Origin of the sequence: Pseudomonas sp. ADAK21 (assembly GCF_012935735.1) — a bacterium.
GTDB classification, from domain to species: Bacteria; Pseudomonadota; Gammaproteobacteria; order Pseudomonadales; family Pseudomonadaceae; genus Aquipseudomonas; species Aquipseudomonas proteolytica.
In genome coordinates, this window is record NZ_CP052857.1 from 5680209 (window position 1) to 5699994 (window position 19786).

Consider the following 19786-nt stretch of genomic DNA (forward strand, 5'->3'; position numbering starts at 1 on the left):
CTTTGTCTAAGGTTCATCACCCTGCAAACTTGCTGCGGCAACTTACCTTTAGAAAATTTTTGCCGTAGAATCATCCGGCCTTGTAAGGCGCCAAATAATCCGTTGGAAGCTGTTTTCAAAGCGTCACGAGCACAGTCGTTCCTTCAGAACGGTGTTGGCGCTGGTTGTTTAACCTTTAAATAACCAGCACCAACCCTCATCAGCTCCGTTCTGCAGGCGTAAAACTTTGAAAGCAGCTTCTGTGAGAAATGCCGGCAGCGCTGGCTCTACGGCTCAAAAAGCCCTCGAGCGCATGCGTGCCGTGCATGTCTGGATGAGCGTCCCGTGGGACCACTGATGAGGGTAATAACTGTGCTTGAAGCCTACCGCAAACATATCGAAGAGCGTGCAGCCCTGGGTATCGTTCCCCAGCCGCTAAACGCCGAACAAACCGCAGGCCTGGTCGAGCTGCTGAAAAATCCCCCGGCTGGCGAAGAAGAGTTCCTCGTTGACCTGATCACCAACCGCATTCCACCAGGCGTTGACGAAGCTGCCTACGTCAAGGCCGGTTTCCTGTCTGCCCTGGCCAAGGGCGAAGTTTCTTCTCCCCTGATCGACAAAAAGCGCGCTGTTGAACTGCTCGGCACCATGCAAGGCGGCTACAACATCGTGACGCTGGTCGAACTGCTGGACGACGCCGAACTGGCCGCCGTTGCAGCTGCCCAGCTCAAGCACACCCTGCTGATGTTCGATGCTTTCCACGACGTCGCGGAAAAAGCCAAGAACGGCAACCAGCACGCCAAGGAAGTGATCCAGTCCTGGGCCGACGGCGAGTGGTTCAAGAACCGCCCGACCCTGGCCGACAAGATCAGCCTGCGTGTATTCAAGGTCACCGGCGAAACCAACACCGACGACCTGTCCCCTGCTCCCGATGCCTGGTCCCGTCCTGACATCCCGCTGCACGCCCTGGCCATGCTGAAAATGGCCCGTGAAGGCATCGTGCCGGACGAGCAAGGCAAGACCGGCCCGATGAAGCAGATCGAAGAAATGCGCGGCCAGGGCTTCCCGATCGCCTACGTCGGTGACGTAGTCGGTACCGGTTCGTCCCGTAAGTCGGCAACCAACTCGGTACTGTGGTTCTTCGGCGACGACGTTCCCTACGTGCCTAACAAGCGCGCTGGCGGCTTCTGCTTCGGTAGCAAGATCGCTCCAATCTTCTACAACACCATGGAAGATGCTGGCGCACTGCCAATCGAATTCGACGTTACCAACATGCACATGGGCGACGTGATCGACCTGTACCCGCATGCTGGCAAAGTCTGCAAGCACGGCACCGATGAAGTCCTGACCACCTTCGAAATGAAGACCCCGGTCCTGTTGGATGAAGTACGTGCCGGCGGCCGTATCCCACTGATCATCGGCCGTGGCCTGACCGACAAGGCCCGCGCCGAGCTGGGCCTGGGCCCTACCGACCTGTTCAAGCTGCCTGAAGCACCTGTCGACACTGGCAAGGGTTTCACCCTGGCCCAGAAGATGGTCGGCAAGGCCTGTGGCCTGCCAGAAGGCAAAGGCGTTCGTCCAGGTACGTACTGCGAACCGAAGATGACCACCGTCGGCTCCCAGGACACCACCGGTCCTATGACCCGTGACGAACTCAAAGACCTGGCGTGCCTGGGCTTCTCCACCGATCTGGTGATGCAGTCCTTCTGCCACACCGCGGCCTATCCAAAGCCGATCGACGTGACCACCCACCACACCCTGCCTGACTTCATCATGACCCGTGGCGGTGTATCGCTGCGTCCAGGCGACGGCATCATCCACAGCTGGCTGAACCGCATGCTGCTGCCGGACACCGTAGGTACCGGTGGTGACTCCCACACCCGTTTCCCGATGGGCATCTCGTTCCCGGCCGGTTCTGGCCTGGTCGCGTTCGCCGCAGCCACTGGCGTGATGCCACTGGACATGCCGGAATCGATCCTGGTGCGCTTCAAAGGCAAAATGAAACCTGGCATCACCCTGCGTGACCTGGTTCATGCCATTCCTTACTACGCGATCCAGTCCGGCCTGCTGACCGTTGAGAAAAAAGGCAAGAAAAACGCCTTCTCTGGTCGCATCCTGGAAATCGAAGGCCTGAACGACCTGACGCTGGAGCAGGCTTTCGAGCTGTCCGACGCCTCGGCCGAACGTTCGGCTGCCGGTTGCACCATCAAGCTGTCGAAAGACTCCGTCACCGAGTACCTGAACTCCAACATCACCCTGCTGCGCTGGATGATCGGTGAAGGCTACGGTGATGCGCGTACCCTGGAACGTCGTGCCCAAGCGATGGAAGCCTGGGTTGCCAACCCTGAGCTGATGGAAGCCGATGCCGACGCCGAATACGCCGAAGTCATCGAAATCGACCTGGCCGAAATCAACGAGCCAATCCTCTGCGCGCCGAACGACCCGGATGACGCCCGTCTGCTGTCCAGCGTTGCTGGCGAGAAGATCGACGAAGTGTTCATCGGTTCGTGCATGACCAACATCGGTCACTTCCGCGCTGCCGGCAAGTTGCTGGAGCAGGTCAAGGGCCAGCTGCCAACCCGTCTGTGGCTGTCGCCGCCGACCAAGATGGACGCTCACCAACTGACCGAAGAAGGCTACTACGGCATCTACGGCAAGGCTGGCGCGCGCATGGAAATGCCGGGCTGCTCGCTGTGCATGGGTAACCAGGCACGTGTAGAGCCGAACTCCACCGTAGTGTCGACTTCGACCCGTAACTTCCCGAACCGTCTGGGTGATGGCGCGAACGTCTACCTGGCCTCGGCTGAGCTGGCGGCAGTCGCTTCCACGCTGGGTCGCCTGCCTACCGTCGAAGAGTACATGGGCTACGCGGCCAAACTGGACACCATGGCCAGTGATGTCTACCGCTACCTGAACTTCGACCAGATCGCCGAGTTCCGTAAAATCGCTGCAAGTGCCAACATTCCGGTGGTTCAAGCCTAAGGTCTGCTGACACAAAAAACGCCGCGTATCGCAAGGTACGCGGCGTTTTTTTATGCCTGGAGAAATGTGGGGCTGTTGTGGCCTCATCGCGGGCAAGCCCGCTCCCACAGGGTGTCGCGGCGAGGCAGGGAATTTTGGACACGCTACAAAACGAATGTGGGAGCTGGCTTGCCTGCGATAGCGGTGGGTCAATCACCTATACGTCTAACTGACCCACCGCAGGGGATCGCGGCGAGGCTGGGAATTTTGGACATGCCACAAAACAAATGTGGGAGCTGGCTTGCCTGCGATAGCGGTGGGTCAGTCACCTATGCGTCCAGCTGACCCACCGCTATCGCGGGCAAGCCCGCTCCCACACAAAACCACCTTTTAGCGCTGTACCGCCTTGGGGCTTAGGCCAACAGCGAGTACACCACCGCTGTGATCGCCACCAGACCTACCGCCGTAACAAACACATTGGACGCCTGCCCACGGTATTTGGCCATGGCTGGTACCTTGCGAATCGCGTACATCGGCATCAGGAACAGGATCGAGGCGATGATCGGCCCACCCAGGGCCTCGATCATTCCCAGGATGCTTGGGTTCAGGGTGGCCACGATCCAGCACACCACCAGCATGAAGCCCGCAGTCATGCGGTCCAGGGCCTTGGCACCCGGGCGGCGGCCGCTCTTGACGATCAGGCCCTTGAGGCCTTCGCTGGCGCCGATGTAGTGGCCCAGGAACGACTTGGCAATTGCCACGAACGCAATCAATGGCGCCGCAAAGGCGATGGTCGGGTTATCGAAGTGGTTGGCCAGGTAGGACAGGATCGACAGGTTCTGCGCCTTGGCTTCGGCCAGTTGGCCCGGCGACAAGGTCAGCACGCAGCTGAATACGAAGAACATCACCATCGCCACCATCAACAGGTGGGCGCGGGACAGGATCTGCGAGCTGCGCTCTTCGGCGTGGGCGCCGTACTGGCGTTTCTGGTCAACGGCGAAGGCCGAGATGATCGGCGAGTGGTTGAACGAGAACACCATCACCGGAATCGCCAGCCACATCGTATGCAGCAGCGCCGACGGTGCAGGCACAGTGCTGGCGGTGCTGAGAATGCCGCCGTTCCAGTGCGGCACCAGGTACACCGCCAGAAACAGCAAGGCGACAATAAACGGATACACCATCAGGCTCATGGCCTTGACGATCACCTGTTCGCCGCAACGCACCACGCCCAGCAGGCCCAGGATCAGCACAAACGACAACAGCGCCCGTGGCGGCGGCTCAATGTGCAGTTGGTGCGACATGAAGCTGCCAACCGTATTGGTCAACGCCACGCTGTAGATCAGCAGGATCGGGAAGATCGCGAAGAAGTACAGCAAGGTGATCAACGCCCCGGCCTTGATGCCGAAGTGTTCTTCAACCACCTCGGTGATGTCCGAGCCTGCACGGCCCGACAATACAAAGCGCGTCAGGCCACGGTGCGCGTAATAAGTCATCGGGAACGCCAGCAGCGCGAGGATCAGCAACGGCCAGAAGCCGCCCAGGCCAGCGTTGATGGGTAGAAACAAAGTACCGGCGCCAATCGCCGTGCCGAACAGGCCAAGCATCCAGGTCGTGTCCTGGCGGCTCCAGCCCGTGAGGGTTACAGGTGTCGTTGCGTAGCGTTCATCGACGCTATTGGCCTGATCATTCATCCGCTCGGTTCTCCGCTTTCATACGATCGCGACGAGTCAGAAAAACCTGACAGGCAGCGCCACGACCGTAACAGGGGCGCGATTGTCCGGGATTCGCCTGCATAAGCAAAGACTTAGCTGACGAATGCAGAGCCTGCAAAAAAGTCACGCCGACAACTTCAGCCTCTGAGGAGGCCCCTCCAGCCCCCATATGCAGCCCGCCTGAAGACTGCTACCGATGCGTATTTGTATGTCTTGGTTTGTTGTTTCGGGAACGCGATGCACCAGCACCACCACACAACGCTGCACGCTATAAAAGGCGTGTCACGTTCACCACCTTCCCTCGTACCTGGAGCACTCAAAATGACCTCAATTGCATCTAACAATCAGCAATCCTTCTTCAATACCGGCCTACTGGCGGACACCATCAGCCAATTCGTCGCATCACACCAACCCGACCAACAGCCCCAGCCCGGGCAACCACAACATAACCCCAACACCTTCAGCTTCAATGGTGTCGAGTTTCAGGCGCAAAAACCACGCACCTCCCTGATTCCCTTCCCAAGAATCGGCTGAGTCTCATCAAGTGACGTCGCGGCGCTTCAGCCCGCGACGCACTTCCTGCCTTAAACATCATTCATATTAAAAAGCGAAATTTTAGGAAACAACAACTTAACTCTAGGAAGCTTCCCACGCACAACTTCAAAACAAACAAAACGCAACTTTTCAACATCGCTGAATTTATTACAAACATACACCCAAGCATTGATAGATGCTCTCAGCAGACCTAATTCTTCCGCTATTGCTTCCAAGCAGTGCATCGCCGGTAACGCCCTCAACTCCATACAGGAATAATTCAATGAAAAAATACAACTGTATATTTACCGGGCTTTTTCTTATGACCCTGTTCACCCCACTCGCCAGCCAAGCGCAACCGACAAACGCCGATATCCGCGCATTCGCTTCATCCCCTCAATGGCTGACCACCAACGTTTATATAGAGGGCGCCCCCCACGTTGACGTCAAGGACAAGTACCCAGGCGTAGTAGGCATATCCATGTGGGACCCCGAGCGCAATCGCTACGAGTTCTTCTACGCCGACACCGGGCTGTCAAAATACGATAATGGCGGTGGCGGTTACTTCCTTGTTACGGGCGACAAAAAGACTCACATCCTGATCCCTGACAAAGGCCCGACCAGAACAGTGGTCAGGCGACTTGAAACCCTCAATCACGAAGAATTCACCTATTCGCGGGAGGTGCCGCGCGACATGGTCGAAACCAACGAGAAAGTCCGCATCTACGTGGTTCACGCACCTTACAAAGGCCCGATAAAAACCACCACCTCTCACTGAATATTCTTCATCTATTGAATACACTTTCCAACAACTTACGAAAACAACAAAAAGACCCACTCTATGAAGACTCAACTCAAGTCACTCTTAATATCCATGGTAGGGTTTTTTGCTCTACTTATCGGCTGTGCCAATGCACAACCCACAGCCACCCAAGCCGCAAGTGCACCTGCCGCGACAAAAGACAATGCAATCATGCTGACGGTCTTTCTAAAACATGATCAATCCCGACCATTAAGTGAACTAAGAGCGCAACTCGCCAGGCAGGAGTTCTATAAAGTCTTTCCACCGGAGGGGGTAGAGGTCGTCAGTTGGAACATCACCATGGGTATCGGACAAGTCATCGTCCTGCGCCTGCCCGCCTCTCGTCTGTCGGCGGTCAACCTCGCATTGGAAAACACCGCATGGGGCCCCTACCGGACCGAGTTTTTCCCTACCTATGATTTCAAGGACATCGCCCAGGCGGAACGGAACAAGGCGAGGCAAGCCCAGTAGCACCGGAATCGATGCACAGCGTCTTCAGGCGCTGTCATCCCCATCTAAAGAGCTCCCATCAAATAAAGATCTTCCACCCGCTGGCATTTCGTACTTAAAAAATGCCGCATAATCCCGGTCTCAAACCCCACAACAAGAGCTGCCCCATGTCCGCCACTGTTCTGGTCCTGGTTGAAACCATCAACGAATACCTGCACATCATCGAGAGCAATGACTTTCATGTGATCCTCGCGCCGACGCCCGCCGAACGCGCCCAGGCCATCAAGGCCCATGGCACGCAGATCAAGGCTGTGCTGACCCGTGGCCCTTTGGGGTTGCATGCCGAGGAAATCGCCGCCCTGCCGCTGCTGGAAATCATTTGCGTGATCGGCGCTGGCTATGAGCAGGTCGACCTGCAGGCTGCGAGCAACCGGGGCATCGTCGTCACCAACGGTGCCGGCGTGAACGCCCCTTCGGTGGCGGACCACGCCATGGCGCTGCTGCTGTCACTGGTACGTGACATCCCCCGCGCCGACGCAGCGGTACGGCGCAGTGAATGGCCGAAGGTCATGCGCCCGTCCCTTTCGGGCAAGCAACTGGGGATCCTGGGCCTGGGCGCGGTCGGCATGGCGATCGCCCAGCGCGCTGCGCTGGGTTTTGACATGCAGATCAGTTACCACAGCCGCCAGCCCCGCAGCGATGTGGACTACACCTACTGCGCCACACCGGTAGAACTGGCGCGCAACTCGGACTTTCTGGTGATTGCCACGCCCGGCGGGCCGGGCACCCGTCACTTGATCGACCGTCAGGCGCTGGACGCCCTCGGGCCCCACGGTTTTTTGGTGAACATTGCCCGCGGCAGCGTGATTGTCACCGCCGACCTCATCAACGCCCTGGAACAACGACGCATCGGCGGCGCGGCGCTGGATGTGTTCGATGACGAGCCCAACGTGCCGGACGGCCTCAAGCGCCTCAACAACACAGTCCTCACCCCGCATGTGGCCGGGCTGTCGCCGGAAGCGGCCCATGACACCGTGCAACGGGTGGCGGACAATCTGGTGGAGTACTTCGCCGGGCGCCCGGTACTCACGCCAGTCGCCTTGCCGGCGCCCGAAAAGTGACCGATCAGGCACGCTGATTATCATCCAACACGCTAACCTATTAAGCCGTGCCAGCCTTGTGGCGGGCCGGCTGTGCGCATTAGATTAGCCAATAGTCCAAGGCCTCAAGAATAAGCAGAAGGGATAAGCATGGCGCTCAATGACCAATCCACCCAGATTCGCCCTGGCGAAGAACTGGATGCCAGCCTCATCGACCCCTACCTCAAGGCCCATATCCCAGGCCTGACCGGCAGCGCAAAAGTCAGCCAGTTTCCGGGGGGCGCCTCCAACCTGACCTACCTGCTTGAGTACCCTGACCAGGAGTTCGTCCTGCGTCGCCCGCCCTTTGGCCACAAGGCCAAGTCCGCCCATGACATGGGCCGCGAATTCCGCATCCTGAACCAACTCAAGGACGGTTTCCCCTACTGCCCCAAGGCCTACCTGCACTGCACCGACGAATCGGTGATCGGCGCCGAGTTCTATGTGATGGAGCGGGTCAAGGGCATCATCCTGCGCTCGGACCTGCCGCCGGAGCTGGGTCTGGACGCCGGGCGCACCGAAGCCCTGTGCAAAAGCTTCATCGACAAGTTCGTCGAACTGCACCAAGTCGACTACCACGCCTGCGGCCTGGCCGACCTGGGCAAACCCGAAGGTTATGTGGCACGCCAGATCAGCGGGTGGAGCGATCGCTACGAAAAAGCCCTGACCCCCGACGCCCCGAAATGGGAAGCCGTGCGCGCCTGGCTCAACGACAAGATGCCGGCTGATCATCCGACCTCCAGCATCGTGCACAACGACTATCGCTTCGACAACGTGATCCTCGACCCCAACAACCCGATGCAAATCATCGGCGTGCTGGACTGGGAACTGACCACCCTCGGTGATCCGCTGATGGACCTGGGCAACAGCCTCGCCTATTGGATCGAAGCCGCCGACCCTGCGCCCGTGCAACTGATGCGCCGCCAGCCGAGCAACGCGCCCGGCATGCTCACCCGCCGCCAGTTTGTCGATTATTACGCCGAGCGCGCCGGCATCCAGATCGACAATTTCGACTTCTACTACACCTACGGCCTGTTTCGCCTGGCCGGCATCGTGCAGCAGATCTACTACCGCTTCTTCCATGGCCAGACCCAGGACAAACGCTTTGCGCAGTTCATCCAGATGAACAAGCTGCTGGAGCAGATGAGCCTGAACGTCATCCACAAATCCACGCTTTGACCGACAAGGAACCACCATGTCCAAGACCAACCTGTTCGACCTCGACGGCAAGATTGCTTTTGTCTCCGGCGCCAGCCGTGGCATCGGTGAGGCCATTGCCAAGTTGCTGGCCCAGCAAGGCGCCCATGTGATTGTGTCGAGCCGCAAGATCGATGGCTGCCAACACGTGGCCGACGCGATCATCGCCGCCGGTGGCAAGGCTACGGCCATTGCCTGCCACATCGGTGAGATGGAGCAGATCACCCAGGTGTTTGCCGGCATCCGCGAGCAATTCGGGCGCTTGGACATCCTGGTCAACAATGCCGCGACCAACCCGCAGTTCTGCAACGTACTGGACACCGACCTGGGCGCCTTCCAGAAAACCGTCGACGTGAACATCCGTGGTTATTTCTTCATGTCGGTGGAAGCCGGCAAGCTGATGCGTGAAAACGGGGGTGGCAGCATCATCAACGTGGCCTCGATCAACGGTATTTCCCCCGGGCATTTCCAGGGTATCTACTCGGTGACCAAGGCCGCCGTGATCAATATGACCAAGGTCTTCGCCAAGGAGTGTGCGCAGTTCGGTATTCGCTGCAACGCCCTGCTGCCGGGCCTGACCGACACCAAATTTGCCTCGGCACTGGTCAAGAACGAATCGATCCTCAACATGGCCCTGGCACAGATCCCACTCAAGCGCGTGGCCGACCCAAGCGAAATGGCCGGCGCCGTGCTCTACCTGGCCAGCGACGCCTCGACCTACACCACCGGTGTGTCGCTGAACGTCGATGGCGGCTTCCTGTCCTGACACCGGCGGCTTGTGCGGCGAGGTGGAGCTTATGTGGCAAGGGGGCTTGTCCCCCGCTGGGCTGCGCAGCAGCCCCAATAGGATCACCGAAACGTGTCAGATCAACCGAGGGTGCAGGTTTTGGGGCTGCTGCGCAGCCCAGCGGGGGACAAGCCCCCTCGCCACAGCAAGCCCCCCCCTTCTCCATAGCCGCCTTTGCCACAACAGCGCTCTCCCCCCACCACCTCCCCTCTAACGCACCGGGCTCATATCAATCTTGAACACATACTGAGTGCCATTGGGTGCCGTGGCGCCGACTAGCTTGAATAGCTGTTGATTGCCCAGCGCGTGCCTGACGGCATCCCCAGCCGGTGAGTTCGCAGCCTCGGAATGGGCCAATACCGCGCTTACCCAGCGGTCTTCCATCTGCCAGTACCCCAGCCCCTTCGCCATGCTGACACTGGACAAACGGTTAGTGTTACTCGGTGGAATATGTTTGATTTCCAGCAGATAAATCGCATCCGCTCGCCCTTGTAATACCAGGTCAAAACCGTTCTGCCCCCGGCCATAGGTGCCTCCTGGAATAATCCGGTAGCCATCCTCGACCAACATCTGACGATACATGCGCTCATTGGCCTCACCACGCTGCCTGGTGGCGTGGATGTCAAGCGCACTCCATTGCTCGAACAACCTTTGGTGTTCATCACTTCGGCGCCGCCTGGGGTAATGAAGCTGGGCGTTGCTGCTGACGCTTTGAACGTTGAAGCTGCCGCCCTCACGCACGCTGACGGTTGCCGTACCCTGGAGCGGATCGAACTGCGCGATGCCCGCCGGCAAGGCGCGACCATCCGCCTGGGCACTGATCGCCTGGCGCAAACGGTCATAGGGATAACCATGGCGCCAGATATGCTCGTCAATCATGCGATCCCGATCCCGTACCGGCGCCTGGTGTATAGCCGTCGTCTCGGAACCGATCAGTTGCCGGGCATATTGCTGCATATAGACATAGGTGTTCTTGTCCATGGTCGACATGACTCCCTGGCTCATGTCGCTGCTGACGCCGGTGTAGCCCAACACCCTGCGCGCCTGCGAAATAATATCGCCGATATCGCGCAATTGAAGCTGCGGCACCCAGGAACTCAAATGGCCGCCCGTATCCAGGTAAATCGCCTCGACCCCATTGCCGAGCAGCCGCCATTTCTGGCGCACGTTATCGAGCTCGATACGGCTGGTAACCCCCCCAACATGCAGATAGGTCAGGGGCTCGCGCCCTGAAAGCCGGATAATCCCGTCCTCGGCAAACGAGCCACTGGGGCGCAAGTTGCCGTGTGGCCCGCGCTGCTGGATATGGCTTTGCTTGATCCTGAAGGCCTTCAAGTTGAACTGCGCATTCACGTAGTAACGCGTGCCCTGGACCACAAAGTCGTTCATTCCCGCCATCGGAAACAGCGGCACATTGCTCGCTTGGCTGACGTCATACCGCTGCAGGTCCCACACCGGGTCCAAGCGCCCTCTGGCCGGGACCGCTGTCGGCAACGAGACCGGGGCTTGCGCCGCAGCGGTGCGCCTGGCCCACAACGAACTGCCCGCAACCCGCTGCACCGGCGCGCCCGTGGCGGCCAATTGATGAGGCGCGCGTTCGCGCCACTCACCGGTGTGCGGGTCACGCACCACCAGTACCGTCTCGCCGGTTTCCAGGTCCAGATAAGTGCGACCGTTGTGGGTATACACGCCTTCGGCGCTCGGCGCCGGCAGCAGCGACCCAGTGACCAGCACGGCCATCGGCGGCATGGGTCCCGGCACGTCCAGGTCACTGATTTGCGGCACTGTAAGCGACGCATCGTGGCCGCGTACCAGCGGGCGGCTCGCCTGACGCTCGGCAAAAGGGCTACGGCCCTGAGGACCAAAATCCCTGACCAGGCCGCCAGCGCTCCCTGCCTCGACGCGAGGGGCAGGCCTGGAGGGCCCGGGCCGGGGTGAATGAGGTGTCTGTTGCATAGAAATCCCTTTCCAGTATTAGTTGAGTGACACGCTTATGCGCATCAGGTCTGCCGAAGCCACGCTACGCGTGGGGTCACCGTGGGCGACCCACCGATCGAGCAGCGCGTCGTAATCAATCGCGCTGTCAGTGCCATCCGCCAACTGCACACCGAGCACCCGCAAGCGGCGCGCCATCAACCTTGAGTGCTGACGCATGCGGCGCAGTTGCTGCCAGACCTCGGCTATGGTCAGGTAACGCGAGGCATCCAGTTGCACCAGGCAAACGCTGCCCAGATCGAGGCGGATCTCGTATCGGTCACCTTCAAGGGTCTGCACATACAGCTGCTCCAGCGGCACCTGCGGGTCTGTGACGATGGGCAGGATCAGCGTCACGCTGCCCACCTTGAGCCGGTGCTCGGCCAGAATGATCTGCTTGTGGTCGATGGGCTCATCCAGGCCGCTGGTGTTGATCTGCCAGGTGGAGGCATCCGAGGTCTTGGCCAGCGCACCTGGAGTAGACAGGGCAATGGTGGCGCCGCTGCTGGGGTGCACCTCATACACCGACCCGCGCCCCACCAGCGCATAGGTCTGACGATGGGGCCCAGCCGGGATCCGCAGGGTCTGCGGCAGCGCCTGCAGCCACACGCCCTTAGCACTCAGCGGCCGGAAAAACCCATGGCTGCCAACCCGCGCCAACAGTGCCGAACGGCCGTCAAAGAGCCTGAAGCCTGGCCGCTCACGGTCTTGCTGGTAGGATTGCTGCAACGGTTGAACCCGATAAGACATGCCATCGTTGAAGACCAGCACACACTCGCAGTCGGGCTTCAGGCTGGCCGCCCGGATATTGGCGGCGACATCGGCGCGCACCGCACCGCGGTCGCTGGCGAACTCGGCCAGGACCAGGCGGCCGCCGTCCGCGAAAGTCAGGGTCAAGGTCACATCGCTGTAAGTCAGCGTGTCGACCGGGCCTTGGCTGCGCAGGGTCACGCGATACCCGGCCACCACATCGATCAGTTCCTCGGTGCGGTAGTCCAGGTACAGGGTACAGGCCGTGGCGCCGCCCGCGATTCGAACCCGCACACGCTTTTCGGCCACGCCGCGCTCGATAAAGCAGCGGGTCGACAGGCCGAATGGCAGCACCCATTCGCCGCCCGCCAACACGCGCTGAAACGTCGGCACAGGGCTCATCGAGCGGGCAGCCACCTTGATCGGCTGATCGCCTTGCGCGCTCAGCAACGGCGGGAGAACCGGCTCCAACGTGTAACCGTCCGCGGTCAGTAAACGCAGATTATGACCGGCCAGGCGCCGCTCGCCGGATTCATGCAGGTAGAGGTTTTCAATCCTGACCAAGCGCTCCGGCAACTCGCCGTCGAGGCCGCGCAGGGAGCGGATCACCAACGCACATTCCTGGATCACCCAGTCAGCAATGCTGGACAGCTCCCACCCCAGCTCAATCAGCGTGTCTTCCTGCCAGTGCTGCTCGTGCAGCGTGACGGTGCCCCGGTTGCTGGCAATGACGTAGCGGTCGCTACCCGTTCCACCGTCGACCCAGGCATCGGTACCGTTGACGAAGATCGTGTCATTGCCGGCCCCGGCCTCGATCCGGTCGTTGTTGCCTTCGGCAATCAGGATATTGGCCTGCGCCGTACCCTTGACGTGACTGGCCACGCCCGCAGGCGTCGCAACGTTCTCGATCGAGTCCAGGGTTATCTGGTTCGACAGCCCGCTGCGGCCGGCATCCTTGCGCCGTGTGACGCTGCCGGCCTGCAGATCGATGGCAAGCCCCTCAATGCCCTCGACGTAAGGGGAGCGGTAGCCAAAATGCAAGGCATCACTGCCGCTGCCACCGTGCAGCTCACTCGCCGGGCCCGGGGTGGCAACGGCCTCAAACGTATCCGCTGGCAGCTCAAATATGAACTGGTCATCGCGGATGCCACCCGTGAGTCGTTTGTGCCCCGCCCCGAACTGAAAGATATTGCGCATCTCCAGCAGGCCCTGGACGTTGTCGTTACCATCGCCCAGGCGCCAGAGGATCGCAGCGTGGGTAAACGGCTTGCCCAGCACCACCCCGGGCAGTTGGCTGACGCCGGCATGGGAGGCATCGACCACATCATCACCATCATGGATGGCCGGCCCAGTGGTATCGCGGTAGGGCAGCTCTCCCGCCGCTTCGTCCCAACGGTGCTTCCACTCCCGCACGGGGATCATGCGCACTTCGAACCGCCCATTGACCACCGCGTGTACGGTGCTCTTGAGCGCACCGCGCAGCCACTTTTCGGCCACGCCGGTAAGGTAGGTTGCGTGCTGCTTTTCCATCTTCGCCACCAGGTAGCGGTCGCGCACATCCTTGTCCAGCTCCCGGCCTGCAAACGACAGCCAGCCGGCCCTCAAGCGCTCGGACACGGTCAGTTCGATGTAATCGTCAATGTCATCCACCTGACGCACTGCGCTGTAGATCTGCGCCCCGAGAATCAGCACCACGGCCGCGGCAATCCCCAATGGCCCGGCATAGCTGAAACCCGCCAGGGCGGCGATCCCCAGCACCACGCCCAGGGCTGCACTGGCCAGGCTGAAGCCGGCATTGACGTAGTGGTCCAACGCCTCTTTGCCCTGGGCCTTCGCCGCCTCATTGAGTGACTGCACTGCACTGAAGATGTCGAACGGCAGGGTCAACACCTGGGCAAACAGGCCCGCGCCGCGCCGCAACAACTGGCCTACGCTGCTCGCACAGAACCCCTTGAACACACGCCCGCCGTTCTCCAGCATGCGCTTGCCCAGACGCTCCAGGGCCAACTCCAGGGCGCTGGATGTCAGCTCGGCGAGCAATTCGCCACCGGCGGCCAGGGTCTGGCGAATATCACCGGTCTTGATGGCCTGGGCCAAGGCGTTGATCGCGCTGTAATAGCCATAGACCTGCAAGCCAGTCCCCATCGCTTCCAGGGTTCGGCTTCGGGGGGTGTCGACCCAGGCGGGCAAGCCTTCACGTTGCAGGGCCTGGTTGAGGTTGGTGTTCTGCACGGCGCGCAGCAAGTCATCGAGCCGGGTCATCGTGTCACCGCTGTCCAGCCTCGACGCCCCCTCAAGCAGCGGCTTGGCCGGGGTTGAGCGTAATGCGGCGAACTCGAACAGCAGGCTGGCGCTGCTGTCACTGACGGTGGCGTCCGTGCCCAGGAATGCCTTGAGCTGCGGCGCCGCAAAGCGGATCGAATCGAGCAGCGTCTGGTCGGCCTCGCGCCCAGCCAGGTGGTGCACGTTGATGGGCTTGCCGTTTATCTGCGCGCCCATTTGAGCCAGGACGGTACGGCGAACCGGTAAAACACCGACCAGCAGATCCCCCAGCCGGGCATCCAGATCGGCCAGCGCCAAAGGTGCGTCCACTGCGGGTGTATCAGGTTGAGTCATGAGTCTTTCCCTATGCCATGACGTGGGTCACATGGTTTGCTGGCAACAAGTGCCAGGCATAGGGCGATGGTGCTACGGGCCACAAGCGCCGCAGCGGTAGATCTTTATCCGGGTGGGCTTATTCTGGCGGCAACTGGCCAAAGGCGACGGCCAGGCGGTTCCAGCCGCTGATGGTCGTAACCGCCATGGTCAGGTCCACCAGGGCCTGCTCGCCGAACTCGGCACGGGCGGCGGCGAACAGCGCATCCGGCACGCCTGCACACGCCAGCAACGCCGTGGCCTCGCTCCACGCCAGGGCAAGTTGTTCGCGGCGAGTGAACAGCGGCGAATCACGCCATACGCACAACGCCAAAAGACGCCGCGTGCTTTCGCCCCGCGCCAACGCCGCCATGGCATGCATGTCACTGCAAAACCCACAGTGGTTCAGTTGCGAGACGCGGATCCTTATCAGGTCAAGCAAAGGCCTGTCGATGGACAGCTCGAACAACGTCGCCTCGAGCACCATCATGCCTTTAAGCGCTTGGGGCGAAGCCGTGTAGTAATCCAGACGCGGTTGCATAGGGGCGGCCTCGATGGGCAAAGACGATGGCCGCCAGCTTAAGACCGTGCCGGCCCGTGCCCTATAGCCAAAGTGGCGCTTTATGCCTAGACCGCCTTGGCCGTAGGCGCGCCCCACTGTTGCGGGTAATCTGGGCGCAGTCTGACCGCCTCGGGATGCTCCATGGAACTGCACGTCGTCATCAATGGCCGCAAGGATCTGGCCGAACAACTGTATCGGCAATTGCTCGCGGCCATCCAGTCCGGGCGCCTGGCCTCGGGTGCGCAGCTGCCGCCCAGCCGCCTGCTGGCCGAGCAGTTGGGGGTGTCGCGCAAGACCGTCTCCGACACCTATGCGCTGCTGACCTATGAAGGGCTGCTGGTGGGGAAGATTGGCCGTGGCACCTTCGTCAACAGTCAGGCAAACCGCCCTGCCCGGCGCCAGGACGATGCCGACCTGGCCTGCGCCGCGCACTTGGCCAAATGGCAGGCGCTGCCCTCGCCCATGCGCCATCCGACCCGCGACGGCACCTTGCGGTGCGAGTTCATCGGCGGCGCCACCACCCGCAGCCTGTTCCCCCAGGACGAATGGCGGCGCTGCACCCTCGACGCCTTGCGCCGCACTGCCCAGAACAGCGGGTTCTATAGCCAACCCGAAGGCCTGCCGGCCCTGCGTAGCGCGATCGCCGGGCACATCGCATTTTCCCGGGGGGTCAACTGCCGCGACACCGACATTGTGGTGTGCAATGGCGCCCAGCAAGCCTTGGACCTGATCGCCCGAGTGGTACTGGAACCGGGCAGTCTAGTGGCCATGGAAGACCCCGGCTACACCCCCGCCCGCTTGATGTTCGAGGCCGTAGGGGCAACGGTGGCCAGCGTGCCGGTGGATGCCGAAGGTATTCAGGTCACGCAGATTCCCCAGGGCACACGGCTGATCTACGTGACGCCTTCACACCAGTTCCCCCTTGGCATGCCCATGAGCCAGGCACGTCGCGAGGCGCTGCTGGCACGCGCGCTGGAATTGGGCGCGATCATCATCGAAGACGACTACGACAGTGATTTCCGCTACGAAGGCCGACCCACCCACTCCCTGCAAAGCATGGACGAACGCGGCATTGTGGCCTACGTCGGGACCTTCTCCAAAACCCTGCTGCCGGACCTGCGCCTGGGTTATGCAGTACTGCCGCCGGCGATCCATGGCGCGGTGGTCAAGGCCAAGCAACTGACCGACCAGCACACCTCGACACTGCCGCAATGGGCACTCGCCAAGTTCATCAGCGAAGGCTACCTGCTCAAGCACATTCGGCGCTGTCACACCGTCTACGCTACCCGCCGCGAGCGCATCCTCAGCCGCCTGGCCGGCGACTTGTCACCCTGGTTCGAAGCCGTGCCCAGCGTAGCCGGGTTCCACCTGGCAGCGCTGTGCAAGGGGGCAGTAAACATTCCCTTGCTGATCGAACTGGCGCGCCAAGTGGAAGTCGGGCTGTACCCACTGGACGTGTTTTTTCATGAAGCACCGGTGCGGTGCGGCCTGATTATCGGCTTTGGGGCCATCGAGACCCTGGATATCGACCCATCGCTGGACAAGGTGCGCGATATCCTCCAGCAGATTGGCTAAGGGGTTTTCCAGAGGATTGGCTATAGGTGCGCCACGGTGCCGGGCGTAGGGTGATGGGGTCTGCAACCCTGGAGAACTGCACCATGAAAATACTGCTCGGCACTACCCTCCTGCTGGCTTCGCTAAGCGCCTTTGCCCATGAGCCGGTCTACAACCAGGAATCGATCAAGGTCCTGCAAGAGCATGCCTTGAGCAACGTGCCTGGCAAAAAAACCATCATGCTCACCGTGGACTACGCACCGGGCCAGGCCACCGTCCCCCACAGCCACACCGGCACGGCGGTGGCTTATGTACTGGAGGGTGAAATCACCTCGCGGGTCAACGATGAACCGGCCATTACCTACAAGGCCGGGCAATCGTTCTACGAACCGGCCGGCTCGCGCCACTTCGAATCCAGCAATGCCAGCCAGACCCAGCCGGCCAGGTTGCTGGTGGTGATGGTTCTGGATGACAAGGCTGATGTGCTGACGCCCCTGCCAGCGCAGAACTGATTGCTAGACGCTGGCTTGTAGAGCCCCTGTGGCAAGCCCGCTCGCCACAGGGGCTTGCTTGAACTGGCGCCGCAGTTCTTCGATCGGCTGCCGGCAGGCGCAGCCTTCCAGGTGGTCATTGACCATTCCCATGGCCTGCATGAACGCGTACATCGTCGTCGGCCCCACGAATGTCCAGCCGCGTTTCTTCAAGGCCTTGGACAAGCGCACCGAAGCCGGCGAGGTGGGATTGCCCGTCCAGTAAGCCAGGTCCACCACCGCTGGCCGCTCATCGGCAGTCGGTTCAAAGGCCCATAGCCAGGACGCCAGCGAACCGCTTTCTGCCACCAGTTCACAGGCGCGGCGTGCGTTGTTGATGGCTGAGAGAATCTTGGCGCGGTTGCGCACGATGCCCGGATCGGCCATCAAGCGCTCGACATCGCGCTCGGTGTATTGCGCCACCTGGCGAAAATCAAAACCCTCGAACGCCCGGCGAAAGTGCTCGCGTTTGCGCAGGATGGTGATCCACGCCAAGCCGGCCTGGAAGCCTTCCAGGCAGATCTTCTCGTACAACGCAATGTCATCGGCAACCGGCACGCCCCACTCGTGATCGTGATAATCGGGGTATTGGGCGGCGGCCGTGCGCCATGTACAACGGGTCAGCCCCGTTTCATCCGTCGTCAGTCCTGGCTTATCCATTTATCACCTCAACGGCCAATCGCCGCATGATAAGCGAAAAAAATTCCACGCCGCCAACCGCTCAAGCATCACGCTTACCGAGCAACTGGTAAGACCGGACATCCTAAACACTCCACTTCCCCCTTGTAGTTTGCAAAAAACCGGGCGTAGACTGGCCACGCACTGGACTTACCGGTCAGACCACAACAATTAAGCCCTGGACCCACCAGGGCACCGAATAGAGATCCTTCCCATGCTCAGATGGTGCTCGCGTTCGATTTTCCTGCAAGTCGTCATAGGCCTGATGCTCGGCATCGCTTGTGGCCTGGCCCTTCCCGAATTCTCCTCACAACTCAAACCCCTGGGTGACGGCTTTATCAAGCTGATCAAGATGCTGATCGGCCTGATCGTGTTCTGTGTGGTGGTCAGCGGCATCTCCGGGGCCGGGGACCTGAAGAAGGTCGGGCGCATCGGCCTCAAGTCGGTGATCTACTTTGAAATCCTCACCACTATCGCTCTGGTGCTTGGCCTGGTGCTGGCCTTCAGTACCGGGATCGGCAGCGGGGCCAATATCCACCTGGAGCAGTTGTCATCTGCCGGCCTCAATGAATTGGCGGATCGCGGCCAGCATATCAAGGGCACCAGCCAGTTCCTGATGGACCTGATCCCCAACTCGGTGATCGGCGCCTTTGCCGACAACAACGTGTTGCAGGTGCTGTTGTTCTCGGTGCTGTTTGGCAGCGCGCTGAACCTGGTGGGTGAAGCGGCCTCGGGCATTTCGCGACTGATCAATGAGTTGAGCCATGTGATCTTCCGCATCATGGGCATGATCGTGCGCCTGGCGCCGATTGGTGTATTTGGTGCCATCGCCTTTACCACCAGCACTTACGGCCTGGACTCGCTGCAACACCTGGGCAGCCTGGTGGGTTTGTTCTACCTCACGTGCATGGCCTTCGTCGCCATAATCCTCGGCGCCGTGATGCGGTTTTCGGGCCTGCGGATGTTGCCGCTGCTCAAATACCTGCGCGAAGAACTGCTGATCGTGATGGGCACCGCCTCATCCGACGCCGTGCTGCCACAGATCATGCGTAAACTGGAGCACCTGGGCATTGGCAGTTCCACCGTCGGCCTGGTGATCCCCACCGGTTACTCGTTCAACCTCGATGGTTTTTCGATCTACCTGACCCTGGCCATCGTGTTTATCGCCAACGCCACCGGTACGCCATTGTCGATGACCGACCTGCTGACCATCCTGCTGGTATCGCTGATTACCTCCAAGGGCGCCCACGGCATACCGGGCTCGGCCCTGGTGATTCTGGCGGCAACCCTCACTGCCATCCCCGCCATCCCGGTGGTGGGCCTGGTGCTGGTGTTGGCGGTGGACTGGTTCATGGGGATCGGCCGGGCGCTGACCAACCTGATCGGCAACTGCGTAGCCACCGTCGCCATTGCCCGCTGGGAAAAGGACATTGATATCCAACGGGCCAACAAGGTGCTCGATGGGCAGCAAGGGTATGCGTTCCAGGCCAAGAAACCGGTGCTGCCGGTTCATCAGGAGTTCTGAACCTTCCCCACACACTGT

Annotated in this window: 15 protein-coding genes; 10 read left to right on the forward strand and 5 right to left on the reverse strand. The window is 60.7% G+C overall.

Translation table 11 applies throughout. The annotated features are described in order from the left end of the window. Positions 1-351 precede the first annotated feature (351 nt). Positions 352-2961 (forward strand): bifunctional aconitate hydratase 2/2-methylisocitrate dehydratase, encoded by a 2610-nt coding sequence (gene acnB / locus HKK57_RS25630; protein WP_029294832.1) that lies wholly within the window; start codon positions 352-354, stop codon positions 2959-2961. Between the two features lie 392 nt (positions 2962-3353). On the opposite strand, the gene HKK57_RS25635 is transcribed toward acnB, so the two are convergent. After that, a complete protein-coding gene (locus HKK57_RS25635; RefSeq protein WP_029294830.1) occupies positions 3354-4631 on the reverse strand; it encodes an HAAAP family serine/threonine permease in 1278 nt (425 codons plus the stop codon). A gap of 342 nt (positions 4632-4973) precedes the next feature. Here HKK57_RS25635 and HKK57_RS25640 point away from each other — a divergent pair, with 342 nt between their 5' ends. The 6 genes from HKK57_RS25640 (at position 4974) to HKK57_RS25665 (ending at position 9540) form a co-directional block, all read left to right on the forward strand. Next, positions 4974-5186, forward strand: coding sequence for a hypothetical protein (locus HKK57_RS25640; protein WP_169391083.1), 213 nt, complete (start codon positions 4974-4976; stop codon positions 5184-5186). A gap of 283 nt (positions 5187-5469) precedes the next feature. Further along, positions 5470-5964: a DUF4822 domain-containing protein gene (locus tag HKK57_RS25645; RefSeq protein WP_169391084.1), complete on the forward strand. Its 495-nt coding sequence runs from the start codon at positions 5470-5472 to the stop codon at positions 5962-5964. 63 nt (positions 5965-6027) lie between these two features. After that, on the forward strand, positions 6028-6459 hold the full coding sequence (locus tag HKK57_RS25650) for a hypothetical protein (protein WP_169391085.1): 432 nt from the start codon (positions 6028-6030) through the stop codon (positions 6457-6459). Positions 6460-6605: 146 nt separating this feature from the next. Then, positions 6606-7559, forward strand: coding sequence for a 2-hydroxyacid dehydrogenase (locus tag HKK57_RS25655; protein WP_029294822.1), 954 nt, complete (start codon positions 6606-6608; stop codon positions 7557-7559). Between the two features lie 129 nt (positions 7560-7688). Next, complete coding sequence (locus HKK57_RS25660; RefSeq protein WP_029294820.1) at positions 7689-8756, forward strand: phosphotransferase family protein; 1068 nt, start codon at positions 7689-7691, stop codon at positions 8754-8756. A 16-nt stretch (positions 8757-8772) separates the two neighbouring features. Next, positions 8773-9540 (forward strand): SDR family oxidoreductase, encoded by a 768-nt coding sequence (locus HKK57_RS25665; RefSeq protein ID WP_070995936.1) that lies wholly within the window; start codon positions 8773-8775, stop codon positions 9538-9540. A gap of 231 nt (positions 9541-9771) precedes the next feature. Here HKK57_RS25665 and HKK57_RS25670 read toward each other — a convergent pair whose 3' ends face one another. From HKK57_RS25670 to HKK57_RS25680, 3 genes are all read right to left on the reverse strand, one after another. Then, positions 9772-11517: a hypothetical protein gene (locus tag HKK57_RS25670; protein ID WP_169391086.1), complete on the reverse strand. Its 1746-nt coding sequence runs from the start codon at positions 11515-11517 to the stop codon at positions 9772-9774. Between the two features lie 18 nt (positions 11518-11535). Then, positions 11536-14901, reverse strand: a complete 3366-nt coding sequence (locus HKK57_RS25675; protein ID WP_169391087.1) for a calcium-binding protein — start codon at positions 14899-14901, stop codon at positions 11536-11538. A 118-nt stretch (positions 14902-15019) separates the two neighbouring features. Beyond that, entirely contained in the window at positions 15020-15460 is a 441-nt protein-coding gene (locus HKK57_RS25680) for a carboxymuconolactone decarboxylase family protein (protein ID WP_169391088.1), read from the reverse strand. A 162-nt stretch (positions 15461-15622) separates the two neighbouring features. On the opposite strand from HKK57_RS25680, the gene pdxR reads away from it, so the two are divergent. Beyond that, on the forward strand, positions 15623-17056 hold the full coding sequence (gene pdxR / locus HKK57_RS25685) for a MocR-like pyridoxine biosynthesis transcription factor PdxR (protein WP_169391089.1): 1434 nt from the start codon (positions 15623-15625) through the stop codon (positions 17054-17056). Positions 17057-17139: 83 nt separating this feature from the next. Further along, on the forward strand, positions 17140-17547 hold the full coding sequence (locus HKK57_RS25690; protein WP_070995939.1) for a cupin domain-containing protein: 408 nt from the start codon (positions 17140-17142) through the stop codon (positions 17545-17547). A gap of 3 nt (positions 17548-17550) precedes the next feature. Here HKK57_RS25690 and HKK57_RS25695 read toward each other — a convergent pair whose 3' ends face one another. Continuing rightward, a complete protein-coding gene (locus tag HKK57_RS25695) occupies positions 17551-18225 on the reverse strand; it encodes a DNA-3-methyladenine glycosylase I (RefSeq protein ID WP_169391090.1) in 675 nt (224 codons plus the stop codon). 232 nt (positions 18226-18457) lie between these two features. Between HKK57_RS25695 and HKK57_RS25700 the strand changes: the two genes are divergently transcribed. Continuing rightward, positions 18458-19768, forward strand: a complete 1311-nt coding sequence (locus HKK57_RS25700) for a C4-dicarboxylate transporter DctA (protein WP_029294804.1) — start codon at positions 18458-18460, stop codon at positions 19766-19768. Positions 19769-19786 lie beyond the last annotated feature (18 nt).